The 25,838-nt window shown below is 41.4% G+C and carries 25 protein-coding genes and 1 pseudogene; 8 read left to right on the forward strand and 18 right to left on the reverse strand.

All coding sequences use genetic code 11. The annotated features are described in order from the left end of the window. Positions 1 to 24: 24 nt before the first annotated feature. A complete protein-coding gene (locus tag AC5JL8_RS33935) occupies positions 25 to 243 on the forward strand; it encodes a type II toxin-antitoxin system HicB family antitoxin (protein ID WP_495884083.1) in 219 nt (72 codons plus the stop codon). 19 nt (positions 244 to 262) lie between these two features. Here AC5JL8_RS33935 and dhaL read toward each other — a convergent pair whose 3' ends face one another. Beyond that, complete coding sequence (dhaL, locus tag AC5JL8_RS33940) at positions 263 to 892, reverse strand: dihydroxyacetone kinase subunit DhaL (protein ID WP_495884251.1); 630 nt, start codon at positions 890 to 892, stop codon at positions 263 to 265. 130 nt (positions 893 to 1,022) lie between these two features. Here dhaL and AC5JL8_RS33945 point away from each other — a divergent pair, with 130 nt between their 5' ends. Continuing rightward, a complete protein-coding gene (locus AC5JL8_RS33945) occupies positions 1,023 to 3,035 on the forward strand; it encodes a glycosyl hydrolase family 28-related protein (RefSeq protein ID WP_495884084.1) in 2,013 nt (670 codons plus the stop codon). Here AC5JL8_RS33945 and dhaK read toward each other — a convergent pair. Next, positions 3,032 to 4,105: a dihydroxyacetone kinase subunit DhaK gene (gene dhaK, locus AC5JL8_RS33950; protein WP_495884085.1), complete on the reverse strand. Its 1,074-nt coding sequence runs from the start codon at positions 4,103 to 4,105 to the stop codon at positions 3,032 to 3,034. The two genes, AC5JL8_RS33945 and dhaK, sit on opposite strands and share 4 nt — an antisense overlap. 644 nt (positions 4,106 to 4,749) lie before the next feature. Here dhaK and AC5JL8_RS33955 point away from each other — a divergent pair. Next, positions 4,750 to 5,277, forward strand: coding sequence for a DUF411 domain-containing protein (locus tag AC5JL8_RS33955; protein ID WP_495884086.1), 528 nt, complete (start codon positions 4,750 to 4,752; stop codon positions 5,275 to 5,277). A 229-nt stretch (positions 5,278 to 5,506) separates the two neighbouring features. On the opposite strand, the gene AC5JL8_RS33960 is transcribed toward AC5JL8_RS33955, so the two are convergent. The 6 genes from AC5JL8_RS33960 to AC5JL8_RS33985 all read right to left on the reverse strand — a co-directional run bounded on the left by AC5JL8_RS33960 (position 5,507) and on the right by AC5JL8_RS33985 (position 9,944). Further along, positions 5,507 to 6,037 carry a pentapeptide repeat-containing protein gene (locus tag AC5JL8_RS33960; RefSeq protein ID WP_495884087.1) on the reverse strand — a complete coding sequence of 177 codons (531 nt, stop codon included), beginning with the start codon at positions 6,035 to 6,037 and terminating at the stop codon, positions 5,507 to 5,509. Positions 6,038 to 6,368: 331 nt separating this feature from the next. Then, on the reverse strand, positions 6,369 to 7,130 hold the full coding sequence (locus AC5JL8_RS33965; protein ID WP_495884088.1) for a metallophosphatase: 762 nt from the start codon (positions 7,128 to 7,130) through the stop codon (positions 6,369 to 6,371). A gap of 27 nt (positions 7,131 to 7,157) precedes the next feature. Beyond that, positions 7,158 to 7,967, reverse strand: a complete 810-nt coding sequence (locus AC5JL8_RS33970; protein ID WP_495884089.1) for a metallophosphoesterase family protein — start codon at positions 7,965 to 7,967, stop codon at positions 7,158 to 7,160. Beyond that, positions 7,964 to 8,761, reverse strand: a complete 798-nt coding sequence (locus AC5JL8_RS33975; RefSeq protein WP_495884090.1) for a CobW C-terminal domain-containing protein — start codon at positions 8,759 to 8,761, stop codon at positions 7,964 to 7,966. The genes AC5JL8_RS33970 and AC5JL8_RS33975 overlap by 4 nt, the downstream gene beginning before the upstream one ends. 149 nt (positions 8,762 to 8,910) lie before the next feature. Further along, the gene (gene tsaB / locus AC5JL8_RS33980; RefSeq protein ID WP_495884091.1) at positions 8,911 to 9,564 is read right to left on the reverse strand and encodes a tRNA (adenosine(37)-N6)-threonylcarbamoyltransferase complex dimerization subunit type 1 TsaB; all 654 of its coding nucleotides are present in this window, start codon (positions 9,562 to 9,564) and stop codon (positions 8,911 to 8,913) included. Between the two features lie 131 nt (positions 9,565 to 9,695). Then, on the reverse strand, positions 9,696 to 9,944 hold the full coding sequence (locus AC5JL8_RS33985) for a Ycf34 family protein (RefSeq protein ID WP_495884092.1): 249 nt from the start codon (positions 9,942 to 9,944) through the stop codon (positions 9,696 to 9,698). Positions 9,945 to 10,030: 86 nt separating this feature from the next. Between AC5JL8_RS33985 and AC5JL8_RS33990 the strand changes: the two genes are divergently transcribed. Next, positions 10,031 to 11,302, forward strand: a complete 1,272-nt coding sequence (locus AC5JL8_RS33990) for a tRNA nucleotidyltransferase/poly(A) polymerase-related protein (RefSeq protein ID WP_495884093.1) — start codon at positions 10,031 to 10,033, stop codon at positions 11,300 to 11,302. Between the two features lie 357 nt (positions 11,303 to 11,659). Here the strand turns inward: AC5JL8_RS33990 and AC5JL8_RS33995 are convergent. Next, positions 11,660 to 12,049: pseudogene (locus tag AC5JL8_RS33995) on the reverse strand (NAD(P)H-quinone oxidoreductase subunit H); the annotation flags it as partial. Positions 12,050 to 12,784: 735 nt separating this feature from the next. Here AC5JL8_RS33995 and AC5JL8_RS34000 point away from each other — a divergent pair. Beyond that, on the forward strand, positions 12,785 to 13,810 hold the full coding sequence (locus AC5JL8_RS34000; protein WP_495884094.1) for an SDR family oxidoreductase: 1,026 nt from the start codon (positions 12,785 to 12,787) through the stop codon (positions 13,808 to 13,810). 16 nt (positions 13,811 to 13,826) lie between these two features. Here the strand turns inward: AC5JL8_RS34000 and AC5JL8_RS34005 are convergent, their stop codons facing one another. Together AC5JL8_RS34005 and AC5JL8_RS34010 are read right to left on the reverse strand one after the other, a co-directional pair. Continuing rightward, positions 13,827 to 15,305 carry a CoA-acylating methylmalonate-semialdehyde dehydrogenase gene (locus AC5JL8_RS34005; RefSeq protein WP_495884095.1) on the reverse strand — a complete coding sequence of 493 codons (1,479 nt, stop codon included), beginning with the start codon at positions 15,303 to 15,305 and terminating at the stop codon, positions 13,827 to 13,829. A 285-nt stretch (positions 15,306 to 15,590) separates the two neighbouring features. Then, positions 15,591 to 17,366, reverse strand: coding sequence for a KAP family NTPase (locus AC5JL8_RS34010; RefSeq protein WP_495884096.1), 1,776 nt, complete (start codon positions 17,364 to 17,366; stop codon positions 15,591 to 15,593). A 675-nt stretch (positions 17,367 to 18,041) separates the two neighbouring features. Here AC5JL8_RS34010 and AC5JL8_RS34015 point away from each other — a divergent pair. Next, on the forward strand, positions 18,042 to 19,508 hold the full coding sequence (locus AC5JL8_RS34015; RefSeq protein ID WP_495884097.1) for an MFS transporter: 1,467 nt from the start codon (positions 18,042 to 18,044) through the stop codon (positions 19,506 to 19,508). Between the two features lie 121 nt (positions 19,509 to 19,629). On the opposite strand, the gene AC5JL8_RS34020 is transcribed toward AC5JL8_RS34015, so the two are convergent. From AC5JL8_RS34020 to AC5JL8_RS34040, 5 genes are read right to left on the reverse strand one after another with little or no spacing between them, the layout of a single operon-like run. Then, the gene (locus tag AC5JL8_RS34020; protein ID WP_495884098.1) at positions 19,630 to 20,358 is read right to left on the reverse strand and encodes a DUF72 domain-containing protein; all 729 of its coding nucleotides are present in this window, start codon (positions 20,356 to 20,358) and stop codon (positions 19,630 to 19,632) included. Further along, positions 20,355 to 20,747 (reverse strand): DoxX family protein, encoded by a 393-nt coding sequence (locus tag AC5JL8_RS34025; RefSeq protein ID WP_495884099.1) that lies wholly within the window; start codon positions 20,745 to 20,747, stop codon positions 20,355 to 20,357. The genes AC5JL8_RS34020 and AC5JL8_RS34025 overlap by 4 nt, the downstream gene beginning before the upstream one ends. 3 nt (positions 20,748 to 20,750) lie before the next feature. Continuing rightward, on the reverse strand, positions 20,751 to 21,350 hold the full coding sequence (locus AC5JL8_RS34030; protein WP_495884100.1) for a hypothetical protein: 600 nt from the start codon (positions 21,348 to 21,350) through the stop codon (positions 20,751 to 20,753). 3 nt (positions 21,351 to 21,353) lie between these two features. Continuing rightward, positions 21,354 to 21,902, reverse strand: a complete 549-nt coding sequence (locus AC5JL8_RS34035) for an NUDIX domain-containing protein (RefSeq protein ID WP_495884101.1) — start codon at positions 21,900 to 21,902, stop codon at positions 21,354 to 21,356. Between the two features lie 18 nt (positions 21,903 to 21,920). Continuing rightward, positions 21,921 to 22,316 (reverse strand): hypothetical protein, encoded by a 396-nt coding sequence (locus AC5JL8_RS34040; RefSeq protein ID WP_495884102.1) that lies wholly within the window; start codon positions 22,314 to 22,316, stop codon positions 21,921 to 21,923. A 282-nt stretch (positions 22,317 to 22,598) separates the two neighbouring features. Here AC5JL8_RS34040 and AC5JL8_RS34045 point away from each other — a divergent pair, with 282 nt between their 5' ends. Continuing rightward, positions 22,599 to 22,760, forward strand: coding sequence for a hypothetical protein (locus AC5JL8_RS34045; RefSeq protein WP_495884103.1), 162 nt, complete (start codon positions 22,599 to 22,601; stop codon positions 22,758 to 22,760). 195 nt (positions 22,761 to 22,955) lie between these two features. Then, positions 22,956 to 24,080 carry a protein kinase domain-containing protein gene (locus AC5JL8_RS34050; protein ID WP_495884104.1) on the forward strand — a complete coding sequence of 375 codons (1,125 nt, stop codon included), beginning with the start codon at positions 22,956 to 22,958 and terminating at the stop codon, positions 24,078 to 24,080. Between the two features lie 302 nt (positions 24,081 to 24,382). On the opposite strand, the gene AC5JL8_RS34055 is transcribed toward AC5JL8_RS34050, so the two are convergent. After that, a complete protein-coding gene (locus tag AC5JL8_RS34055) occupies positions 24,383 to 24,601 on the reverse strand; it encodes a toxin-antitoxin system HicB family antitoxin (protein WP_495884105.1) in 219 nt (72 codons plus the stop codon). Positions 24,602 to 24,810: 209 nt separating this feature from the next. Continuing rightward, entirely contained in the window at positions 24,811 to 25,416 is a 606-nt protein-coding gene (locus AC5JL8_RS34060) for a Uma2 family endonuclease (protein WP_495884106.1), read from the reverse strand. Between the last annotated feature and the right edge of the window lie 422 nt (positions 25,417 to 25,838).

Here is a 25,838-nt window from a genome sequence, read left to right on the forward strand (position 1 = left end):
AGGAAGTCGAGGGTAAAAACCAAGATGACGAAGCTTAAGTACCAAATGGTGATTCAGTGGTCGGATGAAGACAACTGTTTTCTAGTGGGATTTCCTGATTTTCCGGGACAACGCTGGCGGACTCATGGAGATATTTATGAGTCAGCAGTTGCAAATGGAATTGAAGCTTTAGAGTCTTTGATTATTGCTTATGAGGCTGAGGGCGATCCGCTTCCAGAACCGACAGTTTTTCAAATAGCTTAGGTATGTGAAGGCGATCGCTTCAATTTTCTAGGACTTCTAACAAACATTTCAACATTAAATAAGCAGAAGTACCCCCTGGATCTTGATGTCCAATACTGCGATCGCCTAAATAGCTAGCGCGTCCTTTTTTCGCTAACATCGGCGTGGTATCCTTTAATCCTTGTTCAGCCGCAGTTACAGCTTGCTGCAAAGCTACCACTGTGCCTCTACCTTCATCTACAGCTTTCGCAAAAGCCACCATTGCCGGAGATAGGACATCTAGCATTGTCTTGTCTCTCAGTTGGGCTTTACCACGCTGAATTACACCATTTAACCCTGCTTGAAATACTCCCAGCAAATCCTGCTCAGTTAACTCCTGCTTGCCAGCTAAATCTGTACTGGCTCGCAAAAACCAAGTGCCATACAAAGGGCCACTCGCACCCCCAACACTAGAAATCAAGGTCATACTGACTGTTTTGAAAATGCTGCCGATGTCCTTGTCTGCGACACTCGGTAACTGAAGGATTACCTTTTTGAAACCGCGATCCATATTAATACCGTGGTCAGCATCACCAATCGCGGCATCTAATTCTGTCAAATAATCTTTATTCTGCTCTATTGCGGCTGCAAATGCGTGCAACCATTGCAAAATCTGCTCTTTGCTTACCATCTGCGATCTTTGCACCCTAGCTTTGCTAATATCAACAAGGTATCGTAGCGATGTATCTGAATTTCTCAGGCTACTGCTTACTAAATGTCAGAGTAGGAAATAGTGAAGTTAGTTAAGAGAATATGCATTTATGATTCGTTCTCGGACATTAGTTTTAAAACTACTCCCTATATCACTCTTCAGCGCTTTCCTCGTTACTACTTGCGTTGACTATACCAAAAATGGTGAAAATGAGATCGTCGCCTTAGGTGCTGCGATCGCACCAGCCAAAGAGAACATTATCTATCCGCAAAATGTGGCGGTGGTTGATGTCACTTCACCAAAATACGGGGCTGTACCCAACGATGGCCGAGATGATACCCAAGCTATCCAAAAAGCACTCAGCCAGTTTCCTAGTGGGGGACGAGTTATTTATTTACCCAATGGCGTGTATAACGTCTCTGATTCTCTACATTGGCCAACAGGTATTCGTTATCGTTCTGACTACAAGCGAACTGTGCTGCAAGGGCAAAGTAAAGATGGGGTAATTATCCAACTCAACAATAGTTCTCCCAAATTCCAAAATCCCCAGCAGCCTCGACCAGTTATTTCTACAGGTTTTGACCCAGATTTAGATCGCAAGTCTGAAGATTTCAAAGCAAGTCTAGTAGCTCAACGCTTCGGCAATTCGGTAAGAAACCTCACTATTAATACAGGAAAGAACAACCCTGGAGCAGAAGGACTAAATTTTACCGCTAATAATCAAGGAGCAGTACGCAGCGTTAAAATCATCTCTGCTGACAGACAAGGAAGAACTGGTTTAGCACTAACTCATGGTGAAGTCGGCCCTTTGCTGGTGGAAGATGTTGAGATTGTGGGATTTGATAACGGCATACGCACCAACAATGGCATTAACGGTGTCTCCTTGCAAAACATTACAGTCCGCGATCAGAAACGAGCAGGTATCTTCAATGGCGGACAAGTAATGAGCCTTGAGGGTTTCAGCAGTTTTAATGCCGTACCTGCAATTGTTAACGGTAGAAATCCTAATGGAGGTAATGACCCAGGAAGTACGTTAACACTAATCAATGCCAAGCTCACTGGTCGTGGTAATGCCAAAACTCTGCCTGCAATTTCTTCTGCTGGGTTTATCTATGCCAGAAATGTAGTATCTTCCGGCTATAGCAATGTTCTCTCAAGTAATGCGCGAAATGCAGTTAAGACGGTTAAAAAGTCTGCAATTAGTGAATTTACTTCTCATCCAATTTTATCTAAGTTCGATTCACCACAGCGATCGCTACAACTACCAATTAAGCAATTTCCTAAGCTAGCGTGGGATAACCCGAAAAATTGGGTGAGCGTTCAACAGTTTGGAGCTATCCCTAATGATAAAAAGGATGATACTGCTGCTTTTCAAGCGGCAATAGATTCTGGTGCTACAACTGTACTAGTGCCACAGACTGGATACTTTACGATTAACGGTTCTCTGAAACTCAGAGGTAATGTGCGAAGATTGACTGGTGCTGAAGGTTGGATTGATGGTAGCGGAGAGATAATTGCCGACAACGGCAGTCAACCAACCTTGATTGTTGAAAACTTCTTTGTGGCGTTTGGCTCAAAGCTGCAATGGCGGACTGTAGCTAAACGCACTGTTGTTTATCGTAGTATTAGCCACCTTAACCTAGAAAGTAAAGGGTCTGGGGATCTGTTTATTGATGATGCTGTTATGGGACAAGTCAGATTTCTCAACCCCGATCAACGCATTTGGGCACGCCAGTTGAATCCTGAAGGTCGTTCCCGGACTAATGTAGTTAATAGGGGCGCTAAACTTTGGATTCTCGGTTTTAAAACAGAGCATGGTAAAACAAAAGTTGAAACCACTAATGGAGGCTTTACTGAATTTTTAGGCGGGTTAATTTACGCTGCTGGAAAACAAGATGCCAAAGAGCCGCTTTTCCGTATTGTCAATGCTTCTGCTAGTTTCGCTGGTGTAGCTGAAGCATATTTTGATCGAGATACTTACCAAATCTGGGTTGAGGAAACCCGCGGCAGAACTACTAAGACGCTGAAACGCAGTGAGGTTCCTGGGCGATCGACCTCGAATGGAATGGCTATGGTGCTTTATGCTGGCTTTGACAAGCCACCGCAAACCAGAGGTCGTTAACAACCCCAACGTAAGTTAGGGGTTTTGACTGGAGCATCCCAGAGGCGGATCATTTCATCATCTAACTTAAGTAAGGTAATTGAGCAACCTTGCATTTCTAGAGATGTAATATAAGGCCCAATCAGATTGCGGACAATTTGCAGATTATGCTGTTCACAGATTTGGGTGAGTTTGCGATAGACAAGATACAACTCAGAAAGGGGAGTACCGCCCATACTATTCACAAAAGCTAGCAGGCGATCGCCTTTTTGTAATGGCGGATCTATCAGTTCTACATCTACCCATTCTTGTTTATCTTCATCCCATTCGCGCACTGTCCGGCTATAGTCTGTGTCCGCAATTATTGTTTGGGCCAAAGTTTCTGTGATTTCATCAACTGATTGTAAGGCGATGCGTTCTCTTCCTGGTTCGCCGTGAATCCCGATGCCAATTTCTAATTCGCGATCGCCTAATGCAAATGTCGGTGTTCCTTTGGCGGGTACTGTGCAAGAACTCAAAGCAATTCCCATACTCCGTCCATGCAAATTTACCCGTCGGCACAAATCTGCTATTTGCCGCAAATCATACCCCTCTTGGGCTGCTGCACCACAAATTTTTTCTGCCAATACCGTTGTGCCCACACCCCGCCGCCCCTGAGTATAAAGGCTGTCTTTCACTGCCACATCATCATCAATCAAGATATTCAGCACTCGGATACCCTCACTTTGAGCTAATTCTGTTGCCATCTCAAAGTTCATCACATCGCCACTGTAATTTTTGACGAGATAAAGGATACCAGCCCCACCATTAACTTTCTTCGCAGCTTCGAGCATTTGGTCGGGGGTAGGTGAAGTGAAAACCTCTCCTGGACAAGCAGCATCAAGCATTCCCCTACCCACAAAGCCAGCGTGCATCGGCTCATGCCCACTGCCACCACCAGAAATAATTGCTACTTTGCCCTGGATGGGTGCATCAACTCGATAAACAAAGGTGGGATCATAACTCACCTCTATTAAATCGGCATGAGCCGCTGCCATACCCTCTAAACTTTCCCGCACAAAGTCTTCTGGCTTGTTGATGAGCTTTTTCATGGTTTCTTGCTTCTTGAGAAGGTACTACAACCCAGCATCAAAAACTATGGTACTCAGATAGATCGGTGCGAATACAGTTCAGTTAAGGAAAATTATCTGTTGCGACACGTAACAGAAGCAGCTAATTAGTTTCGCCCAATTACTTCAACTTCGATGTTGGCAAACAACGCTTACAAAATTTTTTATTATAGCGTGTTAAATTTTACTCCAACCATGTTCATTGGTACAGTTGTTAGCAAACTTATGTCTGTAAAAAAAATTTCTACCTCTACGACAAAGCATTGGCGGAGGTAGAAGTATTTTCATTGCCGATTCCACTTTTTCCTAATTACCCCTCTTCTGTCACTTTCCCTAGATAAAAAGATGTAACCCTTACCAGACAAGAGTTTCATCCTAAAGCAATAATGTTATCCATCATATTAGAATATAAAGCCACAAACCTAACCCCAGTTAGAGTTTTAAAAGTTGCCTTCGATTTTTGTTTTGGGAGAGTGACAGAAAACGGGTAAATAGAATTTAGGGGCTTGTCCGCCGTTGAATCATTGGTCATAAGCAAAAGTGAACAGGATTACGGCTATTGCAGCTTGTGCCATAATGCAGTTATTGATGCTTACTTTTACTTTACAGAACTTAAGAAGGTTCAGATGTTGCTCAAACAACTTATTCATTGGCAAAAGTGGTTGCGCTTCATCGGTATACGTGTTGCTGTTAGAGTATTTTTAACGATTTGTCTAACAACAGGGATGTTGTGCATCTTGGGAAGCACTGCTCCTATGAGTAATGCTCTAACACTGCCGGATGCCACTGTATATCGCAGTCCAGACTGTAGCTGTTGTAGTGGGTGGATTGACCACTTAAAAGCAAAGGGTTTTGAAATCAAAGACTTTCCTATTCCTGATATCCAGGCAGTTAAACAAAGGTACAACCTGCCGGATAACTTGTCATCTTGCCACACAGCAATTGTTAATGGGTATGTCATCGAAGGACATGTACCAGCGGACGATATCAAACGTCTGCTTCAAGAAAAGCCAAATGTAGCTGGTTTATCTGTTCCTCAAATGCCTGTTGGAACTCCTGGTATGGAGATGGGGAATCAAAAAGACCCGTTTACTGTGTTTTCCTTTGATGATAAAGGCTCAGTTGCAGTTTTTAATAGATATCCCTCCTCTTGAATAGCATTTCTCACAACCAAATCCTACTTTTACGAAATCGCAAGATAATTTATAACACTATGGTTCGGTTAAGAAAGTTATCTGAGCCAAGCGATCGCCTATGCATAAAGGCACATCAAGCCATCGTTAACTGTGATTGTTGATTGTAACCCCATTCCGCACTTTGATCTGTCATATAGAAAAGCGATCGTAATAAGCCAAGGGTTACGCAGGGATTAGAGGTCAAAGGTTAAACATTCTCATCTAGAATCGTTCCTTCTAAATTCGCTCCCTCTAAATTAGCCCCGCTCAAATTAGCCTCGTTCAAGTCTGCTTGGGTGAGATTTGCCTGAGTCAGGTCAGCTACAGTTAAGTCGGCTCCACTCAAATCGGCTTTATCTAAATTCGCAGCTTTCAAATTTGTCTCATGCAATTCCGCTTCACTCAGATTAGCTTCAATCAGCTTGGCAACAGTTAAATCAGCTTGACTCAAATTAGCTCCATCTAAGATAGCTGCATCTAAAATGGCTCCATCTAAAATAGCCCCAGTTAAGTTACTGCTAGTCAGATCAGCATTACTCAAATTAGCTCCGTTCAAGTCTGCTTCAATTAAGCTAGTTTGCGCTAAATTAGCAGAAGTAAGATTAGCACCATCCAAGATAGCTTTATCTAAAATTGCTCCACTAAGATTGACTTCTCTTAAATCTGCCTCACTCAGGTTGATACCAGTAAAGTCTCTAGTTCCTTCTGCATACTTTGTCAGGATTTCATTTGCTTTCATATCTGTTTTGTTAGTATCTGTTGCTTTGCCAAGGAAAATTTAGTTAAGGCACTTCAGGCTACCCAAACAGTTAAGAAATCTTAAGTACGCGCAATCAATAGACAATTCGGTGTGGCGGCTGACTAATAATATAATATCCTAGTTATTCTGCACGGCTGAAGCCACTGCCTAGAGTTATTATTTGATTTCATACCTAAGATAGATATTTAGGAATTTCAAAATTTCAGCATCAGTGCAGAGCGATCGCTTGCGGGTGCTATTGCCTAACCATCGTTTTAGGATGGTTGCACTGTGCTTTTGGCACATACGCACCATTAACTTGATAATTGATTTAGACGCGGAATTTCGATTTTGTAACTTGGCGCTGGCTTTGAAATCCCTTACTATTGCCGTAATACACAGTCTTGAATTCCACTTGATTTATATTAGGGTTGTAGAGGGCATAGGTTGCTTGACCTAGTGTGCGTCCCACATTCCCCACCCCAATGACTTGACGCGGTGGAACAGTAACAGTTTGCGGAGGCGCTTGGTTATCAAGAGTGGTAAGTTTAGTAGTAATAGAACCAGTTTGCAGCTGATACTGAAAAGTTAAACCAGAACGCCCACAGAACAAGTTATTTGCTTGTATCCGTGACAGACTATCAAGCATTTGGATTGGGGGAGTTTCTGGGGTTAATTCTTCGTCCACACCTAGCGTTGAACCGTGGATTAACAAACAATCCAATTCAAAAAAACCAAAATCGAGCGATCGCAACCATTGTACTGTCTTGCGAGAAACACATTCGCCCAACATCTCAACAGTATCACTTCCATATTTTGCCATCAGTTCAGGAGCATCCCCAGTCGCTCCCAGACCATGCAAAATCAAACACTGTTCTTCCCACCATCCCTTACAAATCAAGGGTTCTAATTCTCCACGCCGTGGGTTAAGCACCCGTTCTACTAACTTCTCGGCTTCTGATCTTGGCCCCACCAAGTCGCCCAAAATATACAAAGCTTCTACCGTATCACCCTGACGCTTAATATCCGCAATTACAGCCTCATAAGCCGCTAAATTACCTTCGATTCCACTCAAAATCGCCCATTTATTCATCTGTGCACTTCCTATCCCTATGCCTCATCACCTTGTACACACATGAGTCGGGTCATCTGCCCGTTCTGCATATTCCAACCCATGTACCAACCGCCAAGCAAAAATTGCAGGTAAACCTTTCTCAATAATGGCTGTACAGGTTTTTTGATAGTCGTAAGCTACTTCTCGCAGCTTCACTTGTTGGGTATCTGTGTCATAAATCGCATAGGTAGCATTCGGTCGTCCATGTCGGGGTTCTCCCACTGAACCCACATTTACAATCTGTTTGAGAGGAGATGTAAAACTGATTTCCTGTGTTTTTTCTCCTCTACCAACCCGGACTTGTAACTGTCCAGCATCAAGAGTCCGGGCATAAGGCACATGAGTATGACCACAAAAAAGCACATCTGAATCTGTGGAAAGTACTCGCTCTAGTGCTACAAAAGCGTCTAGTTCAGGCAACAAATACTCATGGTTGCTATAAGGACTGCCATGAACAAAAGCTAAATTTTCCTCTTTAAGACTGTGTGGCAACTTAGCTAAGAATTCGCGGTTTTCCGGGTGAATTTCTTTATTAGTCCATTCGTGAGCCTGCTGTCCTCTTTTTTCTGCCAATAAAGAGGGATAACTGCAATCGCAAGCATTCAATCCTTCCACAATATCTTCATCCCAACAGCCCGCGCAGGTGGGAATATCTAAAGAACGAATTTGAGCTATGACTGCATTCGGATGTGGGCCATATCCTACCAAATCGCCGACACAAAAGATTTTTTCAGCTTTTTGCTGATCGATATCTAGTAATACAGCATCCAAGGCTTCGTAATTGCCATGAATACATGACATGACGGCTATTTTCACACTAATTCACCTTCTAATAAAATCTCTTTCACTTGTTGTTGGTATTGCAAAATCGCAGCGTCAGATAAACAACAATCTGATAATGTTTGCCTTAAAGCTGCTTCATCCAAGTTTTTGCCCACCACTTCTATACCACCGAAACGCTGAGGTCTACCCTCTAAATAACGTGGTAAGTCTAATTCCAAAAAATCCGTCGGGGGAACGCCAGCAACAAAATCACAATAAAGTGACCTGCCATCGTTAACGTCAAAAATTCCTTTGGCGCGGCTGACGAGACCGTAAGCGCCGTGGGTGATTTCGTACCAAAATTCTTCTAAACTATTTTCATCAATTACTTGACCGTTGCTTGCCGCCCGCCATAAAGTTTCAGCGGTGCTGGTTTGGGTTGGTGCGCCGCGTACAATCTCGTTTGTCCAAGCATGATATTCAGAGTTTTTGAGGTCGGGTGGTAGGACTGCTATGGCACGGTAAGTCAGATTGTCTAATATTTGTGCGATCGCCAAAGGCGGGGCGTAGCCCATCGCTCCCAACTCTAAGTAAAATCCCCATTCGATATAAACTGCATCTGCTTTGGGTATTTGATGGAAGAATTCAACTTCCTGACCATCACCAAAGACTTGTATACCAGGAAATTCAGTAGCTATGCGGGTTTGGTCAATGGGAACAGTCCCAGTACTAGGGCTGAAATAAATTACTTTGTCAACAGCAGCAGTATCTCGCATCTGTTGGCAAATCCAGGTGGTTTTTCCAGCCCCAGATGAACCAGTAACGACAATAATGTTTGGTACAGGCATAAGATAATGATAATCATTTTTATATAATATCGCTTTTAATTGAGCAATTTTATTTTCATCATGGGGAAACAGTAATCGCCAAAGCGCCTGCAAATTGCGGCGGACTGACTATATCTCAAACATCGATAGAGGCATTTTTCTTTGTTTAATCAAACATCTACTGGATGTTGCCCATAATAGGGCAAAGCCTCTGACCAATTAGGACGCTTACCTTGTTGCCAGTCCAGATAAGCTAGTTCCAAAATACTTGTCACCGTTGCAGCTAACTCAGATTTTGCTGCAATCAGCTTATAAGTTGTATTCCAGTTAGCTAAAGTCTCCTGCCATACTTCTGGTGTAAACACAGTATCTGGCAATAAAGTTGTTAAACCACAAACATCAGGGCTAGATTGATAAATAGCACCAAAAACTTGACCCCTTTGTGCTGGCATTTCCACAGCAATAGCATCCGCTTGTTGGCTTTCTTTTTCAGCCCAAGCTACTGCGGCTAACGTAGAAATTGCAAATACAGGAATATCTAACTGTTGCCCCAAAGTACGAGCGAGAACAACCCCAATTCGAGTTCCTGTAAAACCGCCAGGCCCTTTTGCTACTGCCAGAAAATCTAAATCTGACCAAGTTTGTGGTTGGATAAATTCAATTAAATATTGATGTACAAGGCTAGATAAATCACGCCCTAAATTCCATACCTGAGAGCGCGTGTCATCTGCAAAATTACTAATTGCCAAACCTAATTCGGGCGTTGTGGTGTGCAGTGCCAAACTGTATTTTGTTACTTGGAGATTTTCTAGCTCAGTGGTCAAAATTAATTTAAATATCTGTGTTCTATAACTGTAGAAACAAGAGTACCTACATGAGCGAGTTTATCAGATATACCTGTAACCAAACAAATATTTCAGAATTACTCGCTCCGCAACACTCATAACTCATAACGTTACGTTGGTACTAATTCACCCGGACGCAACTTCGACCATTTACCAGTTTCTCGCTTAAAGCTGAGACAACCGACAACATCCCATTCCATTTCAATGATGTCCTCTTTAGTGCGGATGTTGACATTGATCGAAGGTTCATTGGGATCAAAATTGGGTGTTTCGGTCAAGTGGGGCTGTTGATGCTGCGTTTCTACGGCGTGATAGGTTACACAGCGGTCTACATAGTGGCAATTCACGCAAATACACATAATAGAACCAACTCCAGGAACCTTTATTGTTAATCTAGCTTAAGCCAAACTTATATTCATTAGTTGCTGGGTTGATTTTTATTACAATGCATCCTTCAGTTCCTTTTATCCTAGCTCCCGAAACCTGGCCGTTTAGCCTAGAATTGTTGCCACAACCAGCGTATATGGTCGGTGGCGCGGTACGGGATGCGCTTTTAGGCAGAAGTCGTGAATATTTAGATCTAGATTTTGTGATCCCCGCTGATGCAGTCAAGGTTGCAAGAGCGATCGCCAAACATTATCAGGCTGGTTTTGTTTTACTAGATGCAGAACGACAAATTGCTCGTGTAGTGTTTCCCCACGCCACAGTTGACATTGCCCAGCAAGAAGGAGCTAGTTTAGAAACAGATTTGCATCGGCGGGATTTTACAGTCAATGCGATCGCCTACAATCCTCATACTCAAGAAATCATTGATTCCCTGCAAGGTGTTGTTGATTTACAACAGCGTCTTTTGCGAATGATTTCACCTAAGAACTTAGAGGATGATCCTTTACGATTAATGCGAGCCTATCGCCAAGCCGCCCAACTTGATTTTACAATTGAGCCAACTACCCAAGCAACAATTCGTTCTTTGGCATCACACATTACGAAAGTAGCAGCAGAACGAGTACGGGTAGAAATTGGCTATCTCTTAGCAACTCCTTTAGGTACTCCTTGGCTCACAAGTGCTTGGGAAGATGGTTTACTTGCGCCTTTGTTTAAAAATGCTACTCGTGAAAGCTTCAACAAACTTGCAGCAGTTGATACAGCAGCTGCCTTAATAGCAAAAAATTGGCAGCCTCTAGGGTCACAACTGCAAGAGTATGTACGTGATACCATCAAAACCACATGGTTAGGTATCGCCAAACTTGCTTGCCTTGTCCACTCTGATCCAGAAGCTGCCGAAGTAGAATTAATGCGACTCGCTTACAGTCGCGCCGAAATTCGATCTGTTACCACAGCCTTAAAACTGTCCCCACAGCTAAAAGTAGCAAATATGCCTTTAAGGGAGCAGTATTTCCTCTTCCAAGAAGCAGGTACAGTATTTAGCGCTGTAGCAGTATTGGCATTAGCTGATGATATTCTGGTAGAGCCGATATCTGGCCAAAAGTCGCTATGCGTCTACGCACCGTTGATCAGCCGCTACCTGAACCCTGATGATCTGGTCGCTCATCCCACTCAAATAGTAAGTGGGAAGGAAATTATTCTAGCATTAAAAATCCCACCTTCACCATTGATTGGCAAGTTATTAACAGAAATTGCGATCGCACAAGCCGAAGGAAAAGTCTCGACACCAACAGAGGCGATCCAATTTGCAACTCAATTACTTGAGGCTTAGATTTAAGAGTACAAGAAGACTGGGGAATCACTTAAAATTAATTTCCAAATCAGCCATTCATGGGCGATCGCACTACTTAATCTTCATGATAAGTTTTAATATTTAGTATTAAGTATAATTTTTAATAATTGGCGCTCAATAACGCATCTAAGCAAACTGAGCTACTCATTAAGCATTACGTTTGGAATTGCTTTTAACACATCTTACAGTTTTGCAATGTCTTAGTCTGCTGCTTCATAAGCAACTACAAGCGACTTATCGATAGAGAATTGGATAAATTTGTAGTAGTTCTAATTTTTGTGATCTGCACAACAGATAGATTTCATAAATACTCATACCTTCAGATAGAGTTAACTATAAATTATATAAAATATACTCCGAACGGAAAATGTAGAAAAAGGGAGTTTGAGCGCCTAAATCTGCGGCAAACGGCCCAAGCCAAAGCAGGTGGTTGGCAATTCGATTTAGCTCTAGCATGATGACACGGATGTAGCTGGCGCGTTTCGGAATGGTGATACCAGCCAACTGTTCCACAGCGTTGACTGTGACAGCTTCATTGAACATTTGGATGGTGCGGTTTTCCGCGATTTTTTCCATCCCCCGGTGCAGGTAGCCAAGTACTGGTTCACAGTCGATCACATTTTCCCCATCCAATGTCACAATCAACCGCAAAACACCGTGCATTGATGGATGATGGGGGCCCATTTTTATCGTCATGGGTTCGGTTCTGGTTTCAATTCTAGGCATAAAATAAATATTTTTTATTACTGAGTAATTTGCGTAAACAAGCGATCGCTATGTTTACCCCAACAATTGCCATGAAAAAAGTAAGTTTTTCGCTAAAGTCCGATGCAGTAAAAACAAATGAACTTGCAGGCATCAACTGGAATAATTTTAGAAATCATCCCTTGTACTGGAATAATCATGATAAGTAGTTGGACATAAATTTATATAAAATGCCAACTTTTGAAACCCGTTTATACACAATAGGAAAAGTTCAAAACTTATATGCAGAATACTTAACTTTAATCAACAATTAACTATTAGGATTATTAACATCTTCTACAGCTTGCTCCAAAATTTCAGATGGCAATAGACCTACTCGATTAGCATTAGGTGGAAGTACAAGCTTATAAACAAACTGTCAATCTATCAGCTGCGAAAAAACATCTAATTAAACTTATATCTGAAGATACAAATTATTGTAAAAAATAATTGTTATCTTATACACGAATTAATTTTACAGTAGTCACCAAAATAAAAATATATAAATGTTCAATCTAAAGAAAGAATTTCAAACTCCCCGATAGATAGACAAAAGAAAACGTGAATCGTCAATAACATGAGAGTACAGCAAAGTTATTAAGGAATTTTTCCAAATAAGTAATTTCGTCGTGCAAATACGTGTTTTCAAAGCTCTACCTTTGCCACCCCAGTATAAGGTAGAGAATTTATAATTTTTACTTTCAAGGAGTAGTCAAAATGCAGCTGAAGCCGATTAATCAACAGGTTGTTGCAGTCGTAGGTGCATCCAGTGGAGTTGGGCGAAAAACAGCGCTTGAGTTTGCCAAAAAAGGAGCATCCCTGGTTGTTTCTGCTCGTAATGAAGCGGGATTAGAGTCATTAGTAAATGAAATATCACAAATGGGCGGTAAAGCAGTAGCTATACCTGCTGACGTGTCAGTGTTTGAACAAGTTCAAGCGATCGCAGACAAAGCTATTGAGCAATACGGAAGGCTAGACACTTGGGTTCACTGTGCTGCTGTGGCTCTCTACGCTACTTTTGATCAAACAACACCAGAAGAATTTAAACGGGTGATTGATGTGAATTTGATGGGACAGGTATATGGAGCGATGGCTGCCTTGCCCCATCTCAAGCGCGAAGGACGAGGATCGCTAATTCATATTTCCTCGGTGGAAGCCAAGCGTTCATTCCCATTCCATAGTGCTTATGGTGCATCTAAACATGGAATTGATGGCTTTCTAGAAGCTTTGCGGGTGGAATTGATGCATGACAAATTACCTATTAACGTCACTAATGTTATGCCCGCTTCAATTAACACACCTTTGTTCGACAAAGCGCGTACTAAATTGGGCGTAAAGCCGCAAGGAGCACCCCCATTTTATTCTCCCCAGGCAGTAGCGGACGCAATTCTTTATGTGGCTGAACATCCTACTAGGGATATCGTGGTTGGAGATGTTGGACAGATGATGGCTCTTACCGAAAGGCTTTCACCCCAGTTAATGGATGCTTTCATGCTACAAGTAGGCTTTAAGGCACAAAAGACAAATCAACCAAAGTCCGAAGACGCCCCAGACAATCTTGTGGAGCCTATTTCAGGTTTTGACAAGGTTGAGGGAGATTTTAATAATAAAACAGTGCCAAGCTTGTCTACTTGGTGGGATACTCACCCAATGGCAAAGTGGAGCGCAGCAATAGTAGCTTTGGGAGCCGTAGTTTTCGGGATAATCGCCACAGGCGCATTCAAAAACGGCGGACAAATTTAGCTGCTCTCAGTTCAAGTTAAAATTGACGTGACCAGTTGCTGGGCCAGCGTTCAACTACTACTTTAGTTTGGGTAAAAAATTCAACGGCATGATTGCTTTGTCCGTGTAAATCGCCAAAGAAGCTTTCTTTCCAGCCACTAAAGGGAAAAAACGCCATTGGTGCAGCAACACCAATATTGATCCCAATATTGCCAGCTTCTGCTTCGTAGCGGAATTTACGAGCTGCTGCACCGCTGCTGGTGAATAAACAAGCCATATTGCCATATTGACCGCTATTGACTAAGGCGATCGCATCATCAATACTATCCAAATGTATTAAACTCAACACCGGGCCAAAAATTTCTGTGCGGGCGATTTCACCTACCGGATTGACGTCTTGTAGAATTGTTGGACGAATAAAATTACCTTGCTCATAACCAGAAATATTCGCTTTTCGTCCATCCACCAGAAGGTTTGCACCTTCCTCTATTCCTTGTTGAATTAATGCCTCAATTCGTGTTTTACTGCGAACATCAATCACAGGCCCCATTTCTACACCTTTGTCTAAACCGTTACCTACGACACGCTTTTTAGCTGTTTCGGCCATGGCTTCTGTAAAAGACTGACGTGCATTCCCTACAGTAATTGCCACAGATGCCGCTAAACAACGCTGTCCGGCACACCCAAAAGCGCTATCAGCAGCAATGCGTGTAGTCATTTCTATGTCTGCGTCTGGTAAAACAATCAGCGGATTTTTTGCACCACCTTGGCATTGCACCCGTTTCCCATTTGCTGCTGCTCGACTATATATATATTTAGCTACTGGCGTCGAACCAACAAAACTAATTGCCCGAATCTGAGGATGATCGAGAATCGCATCGACAGCTTCCTTCGCACCGTTTATCAGATTGATTACTCCTTTGGGCAAACTCGTTTTTTCTAATAGTTGGAAGATTTTTTGCATTGTCAGCGGTACTTTTTCCGAAGGCTTAACAATGTATGTATTACCAGTTGCGATCGCATAGGGCAAAAACCAAAACGGAATCATCCCAGGAAAGTTGAAAGGACAAATCACCGCCGCGACTCCCAAAGGTTGGCGAATCATCATCTCATCAATACCTGTGGCAATATCTTCCAGATTCGTCCCTTGCATCATCATCGGAATACCACAAGCAACTTCCACATTTTCTATAGCACGACGCATTTCACCTTTAGACTCAGCCCAAGTCTTACCGCATTCTAAAGTTATCGTGCGTGCCAAATCTTCATAATGTTCTTCTAGTAAATTTTTAAGTTTAAACAAATACTGCACTCTTTCTGTTGAAGGTGTGCGCCGCCATGTAACAAAAGCTGCTGATGCTGCTACAACTGCTTGATTTACCTCAGCCGCTGTTGATAGAGGTACTTGAGCCAGTATCTCTGCGGTCGCTGGGTTGATTGCATTTGAGTAGTTTGTAGCGCTAGACGCACACCATTGCCCGTTGATGTAGTTAGGTAAAGTTGAAATTATGCTCATGATGGCAATTTTGGATTAGCAGAATGTAGATGCAGCAATATGGCTATCTTAGCCTTTATGCTTTTCGGCGTGGCTGAATTACAGAGCAACAGCAAGCGCAAACGCTGCCAATTTTCCCAGTTCCATAATTAGCTGCAAACAAAAAGCCCCCGAATTACCAGGGGCTAATAAGTTTAGAAGATAATATCAAACCTAATGCTGACAATGCTAGCGAGAGTCGACTTTACTTCAACTCTTTCACTAGATAGACTCTACGTTAAAGATTGATTGTAATAAATATCACAATCATTTGATGTCAATTGTTTGCTGCTTATGTGCGGCAATTTCTTCTAGTTCTTTGAGGTGTTTTGGATTCACTAGCCATTCTTCTTCTAAGTTATACTTATCTAAAGCATATTTACTTTGCTGCTGTTTTAGTGTTGCTAGCTCATGATTAATTATTGTTAATCCTTTACCTTGATTAATTGCTTTTTTTAACACCTCAAGCCGTTCTGGTTCGTCAAGCCTATGCAATATTTGTGAAATTAAACGAGTTATTATAACTTCATCTCCGAAATTAAGAATTCCATTACGCTCTTCTTGATGACACAAAAGAATATGCTCGCTTACATCAAACAAAGCTTGCGCAATTGAGGGAATAAAATTTACAGGAATTTCTTGTTCAGCAAAATTTTCAAGTTGTTCCAAAAATACCCTAATTTGCGACGTGCCGTCTGGACGTTTTTGCTTAGTAAGTTCTATGAGATAGTCTCTAAATTTTTCTGCATCTCCAGCCAAAGCAAGAATAGCTTTTATCTGAATATTAGATAATTCACCTGCTGATAAAGTTAGACGAAAGTAAATAGGAAATATTTCTAAACTACATACACGTAGTTGCTGACGCCATTCAAACTCTTCTTGCTCATCTATATAACTATTACCCCAAACGGATTTTAACTTAGGAAAAAGGTACATAAGCAGATTTTTGATAGGCTGCTTGTCTTCATCTCGCAGTTGAGCAATCCAGGTATCAAGCAAGCTTTTGAGTTCATTTATTGACGAGTGTAAGTCTCCTGCGAAAATATGAGGATTTTGAAAGATTATGCCATATATCATTGGGCAAAAAACTCGCAGCGACTCAATAGCAATGAAATCAACGGGGTTGACTTCACCTTTTACTGCTGGATATGTCACTATTAAAATGTTAGTAAAACGAACAATGTCGTGGATATTAGTAATAAAGTGGTCTATTCCTTGGAAGTAAATATTACCCCAGCGATTTTGGTTAACTTCTTGTTTTTTGATGTCAGAAAATATGCTGTCAAGCTTTTCAAAAAGTAGCCTGCGAAGTGAGGTTTTATCTGGGCTAGGTAACTCAAAAGCAACATTAATAATTTTTTCTAAGTAGGCTTCTCTTGATTTTTCTTTGTTATCTGTAATTGTTTTCAGTACAACTTCTTTATCAAATACCAAAAGATAGACAACGTTGTTAAAATTTGGTATTGCTTTGAAAATACGAAATAGCTGCATGATATCATCAGCAGGAAGCCGATCAATATCGTCAATCGTTACGACTATTCGCTGTTGCTGCTGTACTAGCTTGTCTTCTACTTCTTCTTTTAATTCCGAAGCTTCCTTGTCATCCTCATCCAATAATGTTGCTACTGCCTTGCCAGTTTGAGCATAAGGTATAGGGATTTCCGAAATAAGGTTGGCAAAATCAGCTATTCTATCTTTCAAACTTTTGGACACAGGTGTTACTTGGCTTAACACGTCTTGCAATTGTTCAAAAAAGCGTCTTGTAATGTCTTGATACCCAGAGAATAACCAGGGATTAAAAGGAACGATGATTGGTTGTTCTTCCTCTGGTTTTTGCTGCAGATAATGAACTACAAAGTTCAATAGTGTGGATTTACCAGAGTTCCAAGAACCGTAAACTGCAATAACGAAACCTTCAGGAAAGGTCATTTTGCAAATGCTATCTGCTAGATACTTGGCGAAGTTGGCGTGTCCCAGGAGGTCTTTTTCAGGATCAACTAAGGAACTATCTGCCGATATATCGTTAATTTCCGTCTGTTGCATAAAAGCTTTTCTTACTGGTACTGCGATCGTGGCACAATTACTAGGGTGAACAATGATGACCTCACGATAGATATTCCTGGTGAAATTATCTTCTCAAGGCTTATGCAATTGGTGACATATTAGTTATCGAACGGCGCTAGAATTAGCGGATGAGATAATCCACCAGAGTACATTGAAAACTATTTCCCCGCTTCAGATGTCAAGGCTACTCCAAGAAGTTCAACTCACGCCTCAATCCTCAACTCTTAGCTGTATAAACGCAGGTTAATTTCCTCCTATGTGTACTAGAAATAGCCAAATTAGCAGATTAATCTATAAAAGTAATAATCCTCAAGACTGAATTTCGCAATTTTCGTTAGGTTTTTAAGAAAAGCGAGAAAATATTTGATAAAAATATTTATGATAATAAAGTTACTAAGTAAGTTTTATACATAACCATAATGTCAATCAAAATATAATTTTAGCTTATTAAATAACAGACGCAATTATCTGCCACTTTTTTTATGAAACCTAGTGTATAGTTAACACTTGCTGTGGATTGTTCCTCTGGATGAGTGAGCAAAGGTAGTGCGTCAGAACTTATTTGTGAACTCCTCTATAACAATTTACTAATTACTATTAATAGAGGAAAGATTTGCTATGAAAATTAAACTTTTTAAATGTTAATCAAATAATATGGTTCAGCACCAAGAAGATGCCATTCCACTAGAAGCAAGTACTCTTCCTCCTATCCCTATTCAAGAGATTTCAGAGGATAGGTCATTAACAGAAACAGTAATTTCTGCAACTCCGAAACGGTTTTTGAAATTAATTTCTAAGCCAGAAATTCGGACTAGTCTCAGGGCGTTAACTTTTGAGAGCGTCTTTGCTGCGATTTTTTATAGTATCATCGGCGGCGCGTTGCTCAGTAATTTCTTGCTAGAGTTAGGTGCTGGGCCAGTAGAAATTGGTCTGCTCGCTGCTATTCCTCAAATGGTGAATCTGCTCCAACCGCTGGGAGCGTATTTGGTAGACCGAAGTACTAGCTTTCGCTGGTATTTTTTAGGTATTTTCCTTCCGTCGCGGCTGCTGTGGTTGATTCTTGTGCCAGCGATTTGGTTGGTTACATCATCTCACATGGCTGGGCAGCAAGTAGTGCAGTTGACATTGGGAATACTCTTAGGGGCTAATATCATCGAAGCTTTCGGTCGTGCGCCTTGGCTTGGTTGGACAGCTGTGTTAGTACCTCAGCAATTGCGGGGGCGGTATTTCGGCTTTCGTAATAGTATTCTCGGTTTGACGAACTTTGTTGCTGTACCACTGCTGGGTTTGGCAGTATCGGCTTGGCCTGGTGGAACACTTCAAGGTTACAGTGTAGTCTTGGTTTTAGGGATCATCCTGGGACTAATCAGTGTGGGCTGTCAGATCTGGATGACTGATGTGAATCCGCAGCTTTTAAAGGTCGCAGATTCTGATACATCCGAGTCAAAACCCCAGGCAATAGATTTTACCCTCTTCAAAGATGCTAATTTTGTAAAGTTTGTGCTTTATCTGAGTATTTGGTGCTTTGCTGTTAACATCAGCGCTCCTTTCTTTAATCTCTATATGCTGGATAACCTGGATATAGATATCAGTGTGGTAACGATTTATCACGGCTTAGGGACTGGTGCGAATATGTTAATGCTGCTTTTGTGGGGCAAACTGGCTGACCGAATTGGCAATCGCCCGCTACTGCTATTAGTGGGAGTGTTAGTGGCGGTGACACCTCTGCTGTGGCTGGTGGTTGGAAGTGATCAAATTTCCTATTGGGTCTGGTTACCTGTGTTGCATATACTAGCCGGCGGGACTTGGGCGGCAATTGATTTGTGTACTAATAATATGATGATGGGAATAGCACCGTTGCGTTATCAGTCTAGTTATTTTGCGATCGCAGGAGCAATTGCTGGTATCACTGGAGCAATCGGTATCACTGCCGGAAGTTTTCTCGCAACTCTGCCTAATGCTGCGGGTTTGTTAGGGCTATTTGTTCTCTCAGGCTTACTACGAATGGTTGCACTTGTACCCTTAGTCTTTGTTCATGAGCAACGCTCTATGCCATTGGGTCAGCTAATGCAAATACTGTTGCCAATCAAGCAGTCAACAGATTTGATTAAAGTAGAATAATAGGTTTTCAACTGGTCGTGGGTACTGGGTATTAGGGAATTGTTCTAAAATTTGGGACGGTTCAAAGCAGAATTCCATAATTTTTACGAGTGGAAACCTAATCCCTAATCCCCAGTACCTTTTACCAAGATCCCAGCAAAATATGCAGTCGTTGAGCATCACGAATAGCATGTCCATCGGGGTCGTTGTTGAAGTACACGTAAACGTCAATCCCCTGCTTAAGAAATGAACGGATACGTTCAGCCCATGTAGATAATTCCTCATCGCTATATCCTACGTTCCATTGCCCGCTGTGCATACGAATATAAGTCCAACGGGTAGTCAAACAGACATCAAGGGGAACTGTTGGGCTTACAGGTAGACAAAGGGCTACACCTGCACTTTCCAGTAGTTTGTAAACTTGGGGAATTAGCCAACTTGAGTGACGGAATTCAACTGTAAATTGTTGTTTTGGATAGGTTTGTAGTAATTCCAAAAAGGGCTGAAGACGCTCAATATTAATGTGCCAAGTATGAGGAAATTGAAACAAAATAGGGCCGAGCTTTTCTTGCAATCCAGATGCACGTTCCATTAGGCGAGATAGCGGCTCTATCGGGTCTTTTAACTTTTTCATGTGGGTGAGATAGCGGCTACCTTTGACAGCAAAAAGAAACTCAGAAGGTGTTTGCTCCTGCCAATTTTCAAACACAGACCGCTCTGGCAAACGATAAAAGGAAAAGTTAATTTCTACACTAGAAAAGTGTTGGGCGTAAAATGATAGTTGCTGGTCGCTAGGCAAATGTGGGGGATAGAAAATGTCCATCCAATGCTTATAAACCCAACCACTAGTACCGATTTGCAGCTTACTCATTCGGTTGTCTCAGTTATATTCTTTCTTGTAAACCACCAAGCCCAAGCGACTAAGAGAGCCTGAAAAGGAAGTCGCAACCAAATTAGTGGCGGGTCGTGTGGCAATGCTGCAACCTTGATGTTATTAACTGCCTGATAAAGATTAGCTGGAAAAACAACAATATAAAGGACAACAAGAAGCCATGCAGCAAAACGGCTGACACTAGGAATTAATAATCCTATCCCACCCAAAACTTCCAAAAACCCGCTAGTGTAGACCAATGGTAAATGGTAGGAAAGATAGTCTGGCACAATCTTCTCAAATCCCCCTGTGTGAGTAAAGTGTAAAACACCAACTACTACCATTGCGATCGCAAGTATGATTTGGAAGACTATTTTGTACCTTTTCATGTCCTAAATCTTCACCTCATAGCTAGATTCAGCTAAATTTTTTAACCTCAAAAACTGCTGACGCATCATCAATAAATCTCCCCAAGGCAAAACATAGCGTATCCATGACCAAAATCTATTCCTGGGATAGCGGATATGCCCTTTAAGAATCAAGCGACAAGCATTTTCTGATATCGGAAAAACTACATAACTCGCTGCAATATTACCAAACATAGTAATGGCTCTTTCATCATCCATTACTATCGTTAAATGTCGATTTTGTTCAAACTCAACGAGTTTAAAAACGCCCATAACTCTTTGACCAGGCGCTAAATTTTCTACCCCTGGAAGTAGTTGTTTTGGGCTTGGAGGGTCTGATATTGAATCTTGAACTGGAAAAAATATCCTTTCGAGGCGGTCAATCCAGTCATAACTATATGAGCCAATTTTAAGTTGACATAGCCATCGAAATAAAATTTGAGTTGGGGCTTTCACATCTATGGCTCGGAAATATGCCTCATCACTATTTTCTATATATTTGTCGCATGGAAACGGCATCAACCTTTCTTCAGGTGTAGACCCCCAAGTGTATGCAATACCTCGATTTAAATTGGAGCTTTCCATTAGTCAGAGCTGATATATATAGTTACGCGCTTTCAGAATTAGCACGCAGCTTGGTGCGTGTGTAATCACACTATCCATCACCATTTGCACAGCTGTATCGAGAGAAACTTTAACTGTTTTTATCGTCTCTGTGCCTTCTGGGTTTGCTTCTGTTAAAGTTAACTGCTTTGCCAAAAACATCTGCACTGGACAACGAACAATTGATGTATCTAAATCAACCACACCTAAATCAATTAATTCCGATGCTTTGATGCCAACTTCTTCTGCAATTTCACGTTGTGCTGCTTCTTGCCAAGGTTCATCTTCCTCAACTGCACCGCATACTACTTCGATGCTTTCTTTACCAAGAGCATAGCGAAATTGCCGAATCAGATACACGTTGCTATTATTATCTATTGGCAAAATCGCAACGCCTGGTTTCATTTTGACGGTAGTATACATCCCAGGTTGCCCGTCAGGTTGGACAACTTGGTCTTCACGAACATTGATAAAGGAATTTTGGTACTTTTCGTGGGTTTCTTGTATTGTCCAAGGGCCATTTTTTTGTGCCATAATAAATAATTTATCTTGCTACTCCATAGTCGGTTGAGTTCGAGCGTAAGAGTTTAAAAATATACCAAAGAGAATTGCAAAAGTCAGGTCAATTACACCTGGAATTAAATAAAATGGGTGAAGTTTGCTTACCAAAGTATGATAAGCCAGCACAACGAAAACCGAAGATTGCGCGATAATTCCAAGTTTTATGATGCCATGATTGCGAGAGATGTCGTTACCAACCCACCAATAACCAATCCCGATAACGAATACCAACACAAGAAATAGGTGTGAATATTCAGGATTGGTGAGGGGTTGCTGACCAAGTAACTCACGAATCCATTGGTCGGATAATAACAAAAACACAGATTCAACCCAATTAATGACAGCCTTGAGTTGAAATATATATTTCCACGTCATTTGATTGTTCATAACTGCACACAGCGCAAAAATTATTTTGGTTAGAAAGGTTCACTAATTTATTTGTTAGTTATAATTTTTGAAAATAGTTCAGTTAAATGTGAAAAAGATAAAGTGTGTTTATAAATAATTTTTTGTAATATCTCGTTTTATAACATAGTATAAATGTTATTTCATACATTTTCTATAGCTTGGTAATTAAAAGCTTCACTCTTATAGTTGGTTTTATTTCAGACTTAAGGAATATCTTCAAGCTGCTAAAAGTATCTTGTTAAGGTCTTTTGCTGTCATACTTTGCGCGTTGCACGGGCCAGTGGCGACTCTGAGATTGTTGCGGGGGTTACTCCCAAGTCGCCAAGTATTATGGCGTGTCAGAGTTTTCGGGATATTGTCTACAAATTTTTGAAGGAAACACCTGCGGATGCTAATGAGTTAGCAAACTTACAGGTAGCGTGATCAGGTGTTGCACAATCGATGGGAAGTATTTTCGCAATAAGCACAATTGCCTTATCTGCCAAAACATGCGGAAAATCAAACGGGTGGAACCCTGGAACAGTGCTTATATTTTAGAACGACGGTGAAATAATTACTCTTATGGCGATCGCAGGGCACAATAAAGACAAGTAAGAGCGATTCTAAGCGCCACCTTCCATGAGCTACTGTCTTAATCCCCTTTGCCCGAAACCGGAAAATTCTGATAATGTCAAGTTTTGCCTGACTTGTGGTTTTAAGTTACTCCTTAAAGAACGCTACCGTGCTATTAAACCGATAGGACAAGGTGGTTTTGGTAGAACTTTTTTAGCTGTGGATGAGGATAAACCCTCGAAACCACGCTGTGTGATTAAGCAATTTTACCCCCAAGCCCAAGGCACTAATACAGTGCAAAAAGCTGTGGAGTTATTTACTCAAGAAGCAGTGCAGTTGGATGAGTTGGGCAAACATCCCCAAATTCCAGAACTGCTAGCATATTTTACTCAAGATGATCGGCAGTATCTTGTACAAGAATTTATCGATGGACAAAACTTAGCGCAGGAATTAGTACACCAAGGCGCTTTCAACGAAGTGCAGATCCGGCAATTGCTTAATGATTTATTGCCAGTACTACAATTTTGTCATGCAAGACAAGTAATTCACCGCGATATTAAACCCGAAAATATTATTTTACGTAGTAGCGATCGCAAATTAGTTTTAGTAGATTTTGGTGCTTCTAAATCTGCCACCAGCACCGCCCTCAACAGAACTGGTACAAGTATTGGTAGTCCTGAATATGTCGCCCCAGAACAAATGAGAGGACACGCTATTTTTGCCAGCGATATCTACAGCTTGGGCGCTACTTGTATTCGATTATTAACCGAGCGATCGCCTTTTGATTCTTATGATATTAATAATGACGCTTGGATTTGGCAGCAGTACATCACAACTCCTATTAGTAACGAGTTGAGTCGCATTCTTGACAAGATGCTACAAAGTATCCCCGTCCGCCGTTATCAAACAGTAGACGAAGTTCTCAAAGACTTAAATTCCCAAGCTCCGCCAGTTCTCACACCTGCAACACCGCCAACCTCTACACCCCCAGTTATCTCCCCTAGTTCAATTGAAAAAGAATTACAAGAACTCAAAACTCAATTTACAGTCAGTAAACCACAACCTAAAAATATACCTGCACAATCACCAAATTCTAAGCATCAGCCTGCTACTACAGACAAATTAGATCAAGAATTAGAAGAATTAAAAGCTAAATATCTTGGTAATAATAACCATCAAAATCCTTGCTGAATCGGGGTATTTTAGGCTGTAATCGTATTTTGTCGAACTTACATTTTGATAGGTTGAAAACCCAATATTCAGCTAGGGACAAAGTTGATCTAATTTTTTATTCTCAAAATATCCACTTAGTTTTGATTTGTATACCTGCGAAGGGTGCGATCAAAATACTTAGATGAGGTGGCGATCGCACTTCTGGTGATAGGTTTAAAGCAGGCGATGTCTAGCGACAAGCCGATGCAGCGTCTACGCGTCTAATACTTTACTACAGGTGATCGTCTCCTGTGAGTGCTTGCATCATCACGCTACAAGCTCTATTCTGTCAGAGCATCAAGTTTAGCCAGTATTCTTAAGCCTTCTTCTAGGTTGCCAGTTGCAGCCATTGCTTTAAATCTTGTATTGGCATCAAATTCTGCTAGAGCTATAGTGGAGAGTTCTTCAATCAACTTATTGACATTTATGCCTTTGGCTTGAGCAAGTTCTTTCAATCTATTATGCTTATCGTCTGGTAGACGAATAGTTAAAGTTGCCATTTTTGTTTAACTCCTAATAATTTCTTCGGGTTTTAATATTGATAAGTTAGGAAATAACAATTCAGCATTTTGGAAATCTTTGACATTGTGAGTGGCAATAATTTGAGCATTCCCAGCAACTACTAATTCAATTAAGTGATTGTCAGCTTCGCCTTTTAAATTAGGTCGCCATAAAGCGATCGCTTCTCACTCTTCTTCTGCGCTTATACTTAACGAGGAAGGATTTCATCTAAACGAAGCTGAAGACCAGGCAAAAGCGGTGAATTAATTGGTTGGTTTAGTCGGTATTGTTGTTGAGTATAGGTGTCTTCAACCAATTGACAGACAGTGAAAGTAGGTTGTTTGGGTTTACCTATAAATGCCACACCGCCCAATCCGCGATAATCCACAATCCAATATTCAGGAATGCCTAAGAGTGCATATTCTTCAACTTTCCGCGCATAATCAGTTTCCCAGTTGGTACTAACGACTTCAACCACCAGTTTAATTGAGCGTCCAAGAGTAATTACGGGTTCTCGTTCCCAAAGGGGTTCACGGTCGAGAACGGTTTCATCAAGAACCGCAATATCAGGACGACGAACTGTAGCTATATCTGCAAAGGGATAAATTAAACAAGTGCGAGGAATAAACCAGGGAAGTTTTTCTGCAACAAGGTAGATTCCTATTTGCGTTGCAAGTTTACCACTCACAGTTTCGTGCGGGCCAGTTGGTTCCATGTCGATTAGTTCTCCGTCTGCCAATTCATAGCGGGGATTGTCTCGGTATTCGGAGAGAAAATCTTCAAATGTGAGGGTTTTTGTGGAGATATATGTCATTTTGTCAATCTCCTGAAGGCAAGTTGTTTTGATTATAAGTTAAAAGCAAACCTCTACTGCTGCTCTCGATGCCAAGAGTGTTACTTTCTGCGCTTGGAATAAATTTGTTACACCCTTAATATTAATGTCTTAGTATACGCGATGTCTTTTGACTTACTGATGCAGCGTCTACGCACTTCTAGTGATAGGTTTAAAGCAGGCGATGTCTATGACGGGCTACGCTACGCACCCTCGAACATTCAAAAACAATGCAGGCACTGCTACTGATGAAGAACTTCACAGAGCAACCTTAGTTGCCCAAGATACATTAGTAAGGTAATAAGTACCTCTACATGGATTAATAATCTTGAAAAAACATCAAATAGACTTAACTCTTGTTTCCCTTGCGGGAAGGAAAAGTGGCAAAAATTGTGTCGTAACTG

This window comes from Mojavia sp. (genome assembly GCF_059505145.1).

Excerpts from the sequence above, each read along its gene's own strand:
- AC5JL8_RS33935 (WP_495884083.1), top strand. The coding sequence starts at position 25 with ATGACGAAGCTTAAGTACCAAATGGTGATTCAGTGGTCGGATGAAGAC.
- dhaL (WP_495884251.1), bottom strand. The coding sequence starts at position 892 with ATGGTAAGCAAAGAGCAGATTTTGCAATGGTTGCACGCATTTGCAGCC.
- AC5JL8_RS33945 (WP_495884084.1), top strand. The coding sequence starts at position 1,023 with ATGATTCGTTCTCGGACATTAGTTTTAAAACTACTCCCTATATCACTC.
- dhaK (WP_495884085.1), bottom strand. The coding sequence starts at position 4,105 with ATGAAAAAGCTCATCAACAAGCCAGAAGACTTTGTGCGGGAAAGTTTA.
- AC5JL8_RS33955 (WP_495884086.1), top strand. The coding sequence starts at position 4,750 with ATGTTGCTCAAACAACTTATTCATTGGCAAAAGTGGTTGCGCTTCATC.
- AC5JL8_RS33960 (WP_495884087.1), bottom strand. The coding sequence starts at position 6,037 with ATGAAAGCAAATGAAATCCTGACAAAGTATGCAGAAGGAACTAGAGAC.
- AC5JL8_RS33965 (WP_495884088.1), bottom strand. The coding sequence starts at position 7,130 with ATGAATAAATGGGCGATTTTGAGTGGAATCGAAGGTAATTTAGCGGCT.
- AC5JL8_RS33975 (WP_495884090.1), bottom strand. The coding sequence starts at position 8,761 with ATGCCTGTACCAAACATTATTGTCGTTACTGGTTCATCTGGGGCTGGA.
- AC5JL8_RS33985 (WP_495884092.1), bottom strand. The coding sequence starts at position 9,944 with ATGTGTATTTGCGTGAATTGCCACTATGTAGACCGCTGTGTAACCTAT.
- AC5JL8_RS33990 (WP_495884093.1), top strand. The coding sequence starts at position 10,031 with ATGCATCCTTCAGTTCCTTTTATCCTAGCTCCCGAAACCTGGCCGTTT.
- AC5JL8_RS34000 (WP_495884094.1), top strand. The coding sequence starts at position 12,785 with ATGCAGCTGAAGCCGATTAATCAACAGGTTGTTGCAGTCGTAGGTGCA.
- AC5JL8_RS34005 (WP_495884095.1), bottom strand. The coding sequence starts at position 15,305 with ATGAGCATAATTTCAACTTTACCTAACTACATCAACGGGCAATGGTGT.
- AC5JL8_RS34010 (WP_495884096.1), bottom strand. The coding sequence starts at position 17,366 with ATGCAACAGACGGAAATTAACGATATATCGGCAGATAGTTCCTTAGTT.
- AC5JL8_RS34015 (WP_495884097.1), top strand. The coding sequence starts at position 18,042 with ATGGTTCAGCACCAAGAAGATGCCATTCCACTAGAAGCAAGTACTCTT.
- AC5JL8_RS34020 (WP_495884098.1), bottom strand. The coding sequence starts at position 20,358 with ATGAGTAAGCTGCAAATCGGTACTAGTGGTTGGGTTTATAAGCATTGG.
- AC5JL8_RS34025 (WP_495884099.1), bottom strand. The coding sequence starts at position 20,747 with ATGAAAAGGTACAAAATAGTCTTCCAAATCATACTTGCGATCGCAATG.
- AC5JL8_RS34030 (WP_495884100.1), bottom strand. The coding sequence starts at position 21,350 with ATGGAAAGCTCCAATTTAAATCGAGGTATTGCATACACTTGGGGGTCT.
- AC5JL8_RS34035 (WP_495884101.1), bottom strand. The coding sequence starts at position 21,902 with ATGGCACAAAAAAATGGCCCTTGGACAATACAAGAAACCCACGAAAAG.
- AC5JL8_RS34040 (WP_495884102.1), bottom strand. The coding sequence starts at position 22,316 with ATGAACAATCAAATGACGTGGAAATATATATTTCAACTCAAGGCTGTC.
- AC5JL8_RS34050 (WP_495884104.1), top strand. The coding sequence starts at position 22,956 with ATGAGCTACTGTCTTAATCCCCTTTGCCCGAAACCGGAAAATTCTGAT.
- AC5JL8_RS34055 (WP_495884105.1), bottom strand. The coding sequence starts at position 24,601 with ATGGCAACTTTAACTATTCGTCTACCAGACGATAAGCATAATAGATTG.
- AC5JL8_RS34060 (WP_495884106.1), bottom strand. The coding sequence starts at position 25,416 with ATGACATATATCTCCACAAAAACCCTCACATTTGAAGATTTTCTCTCC.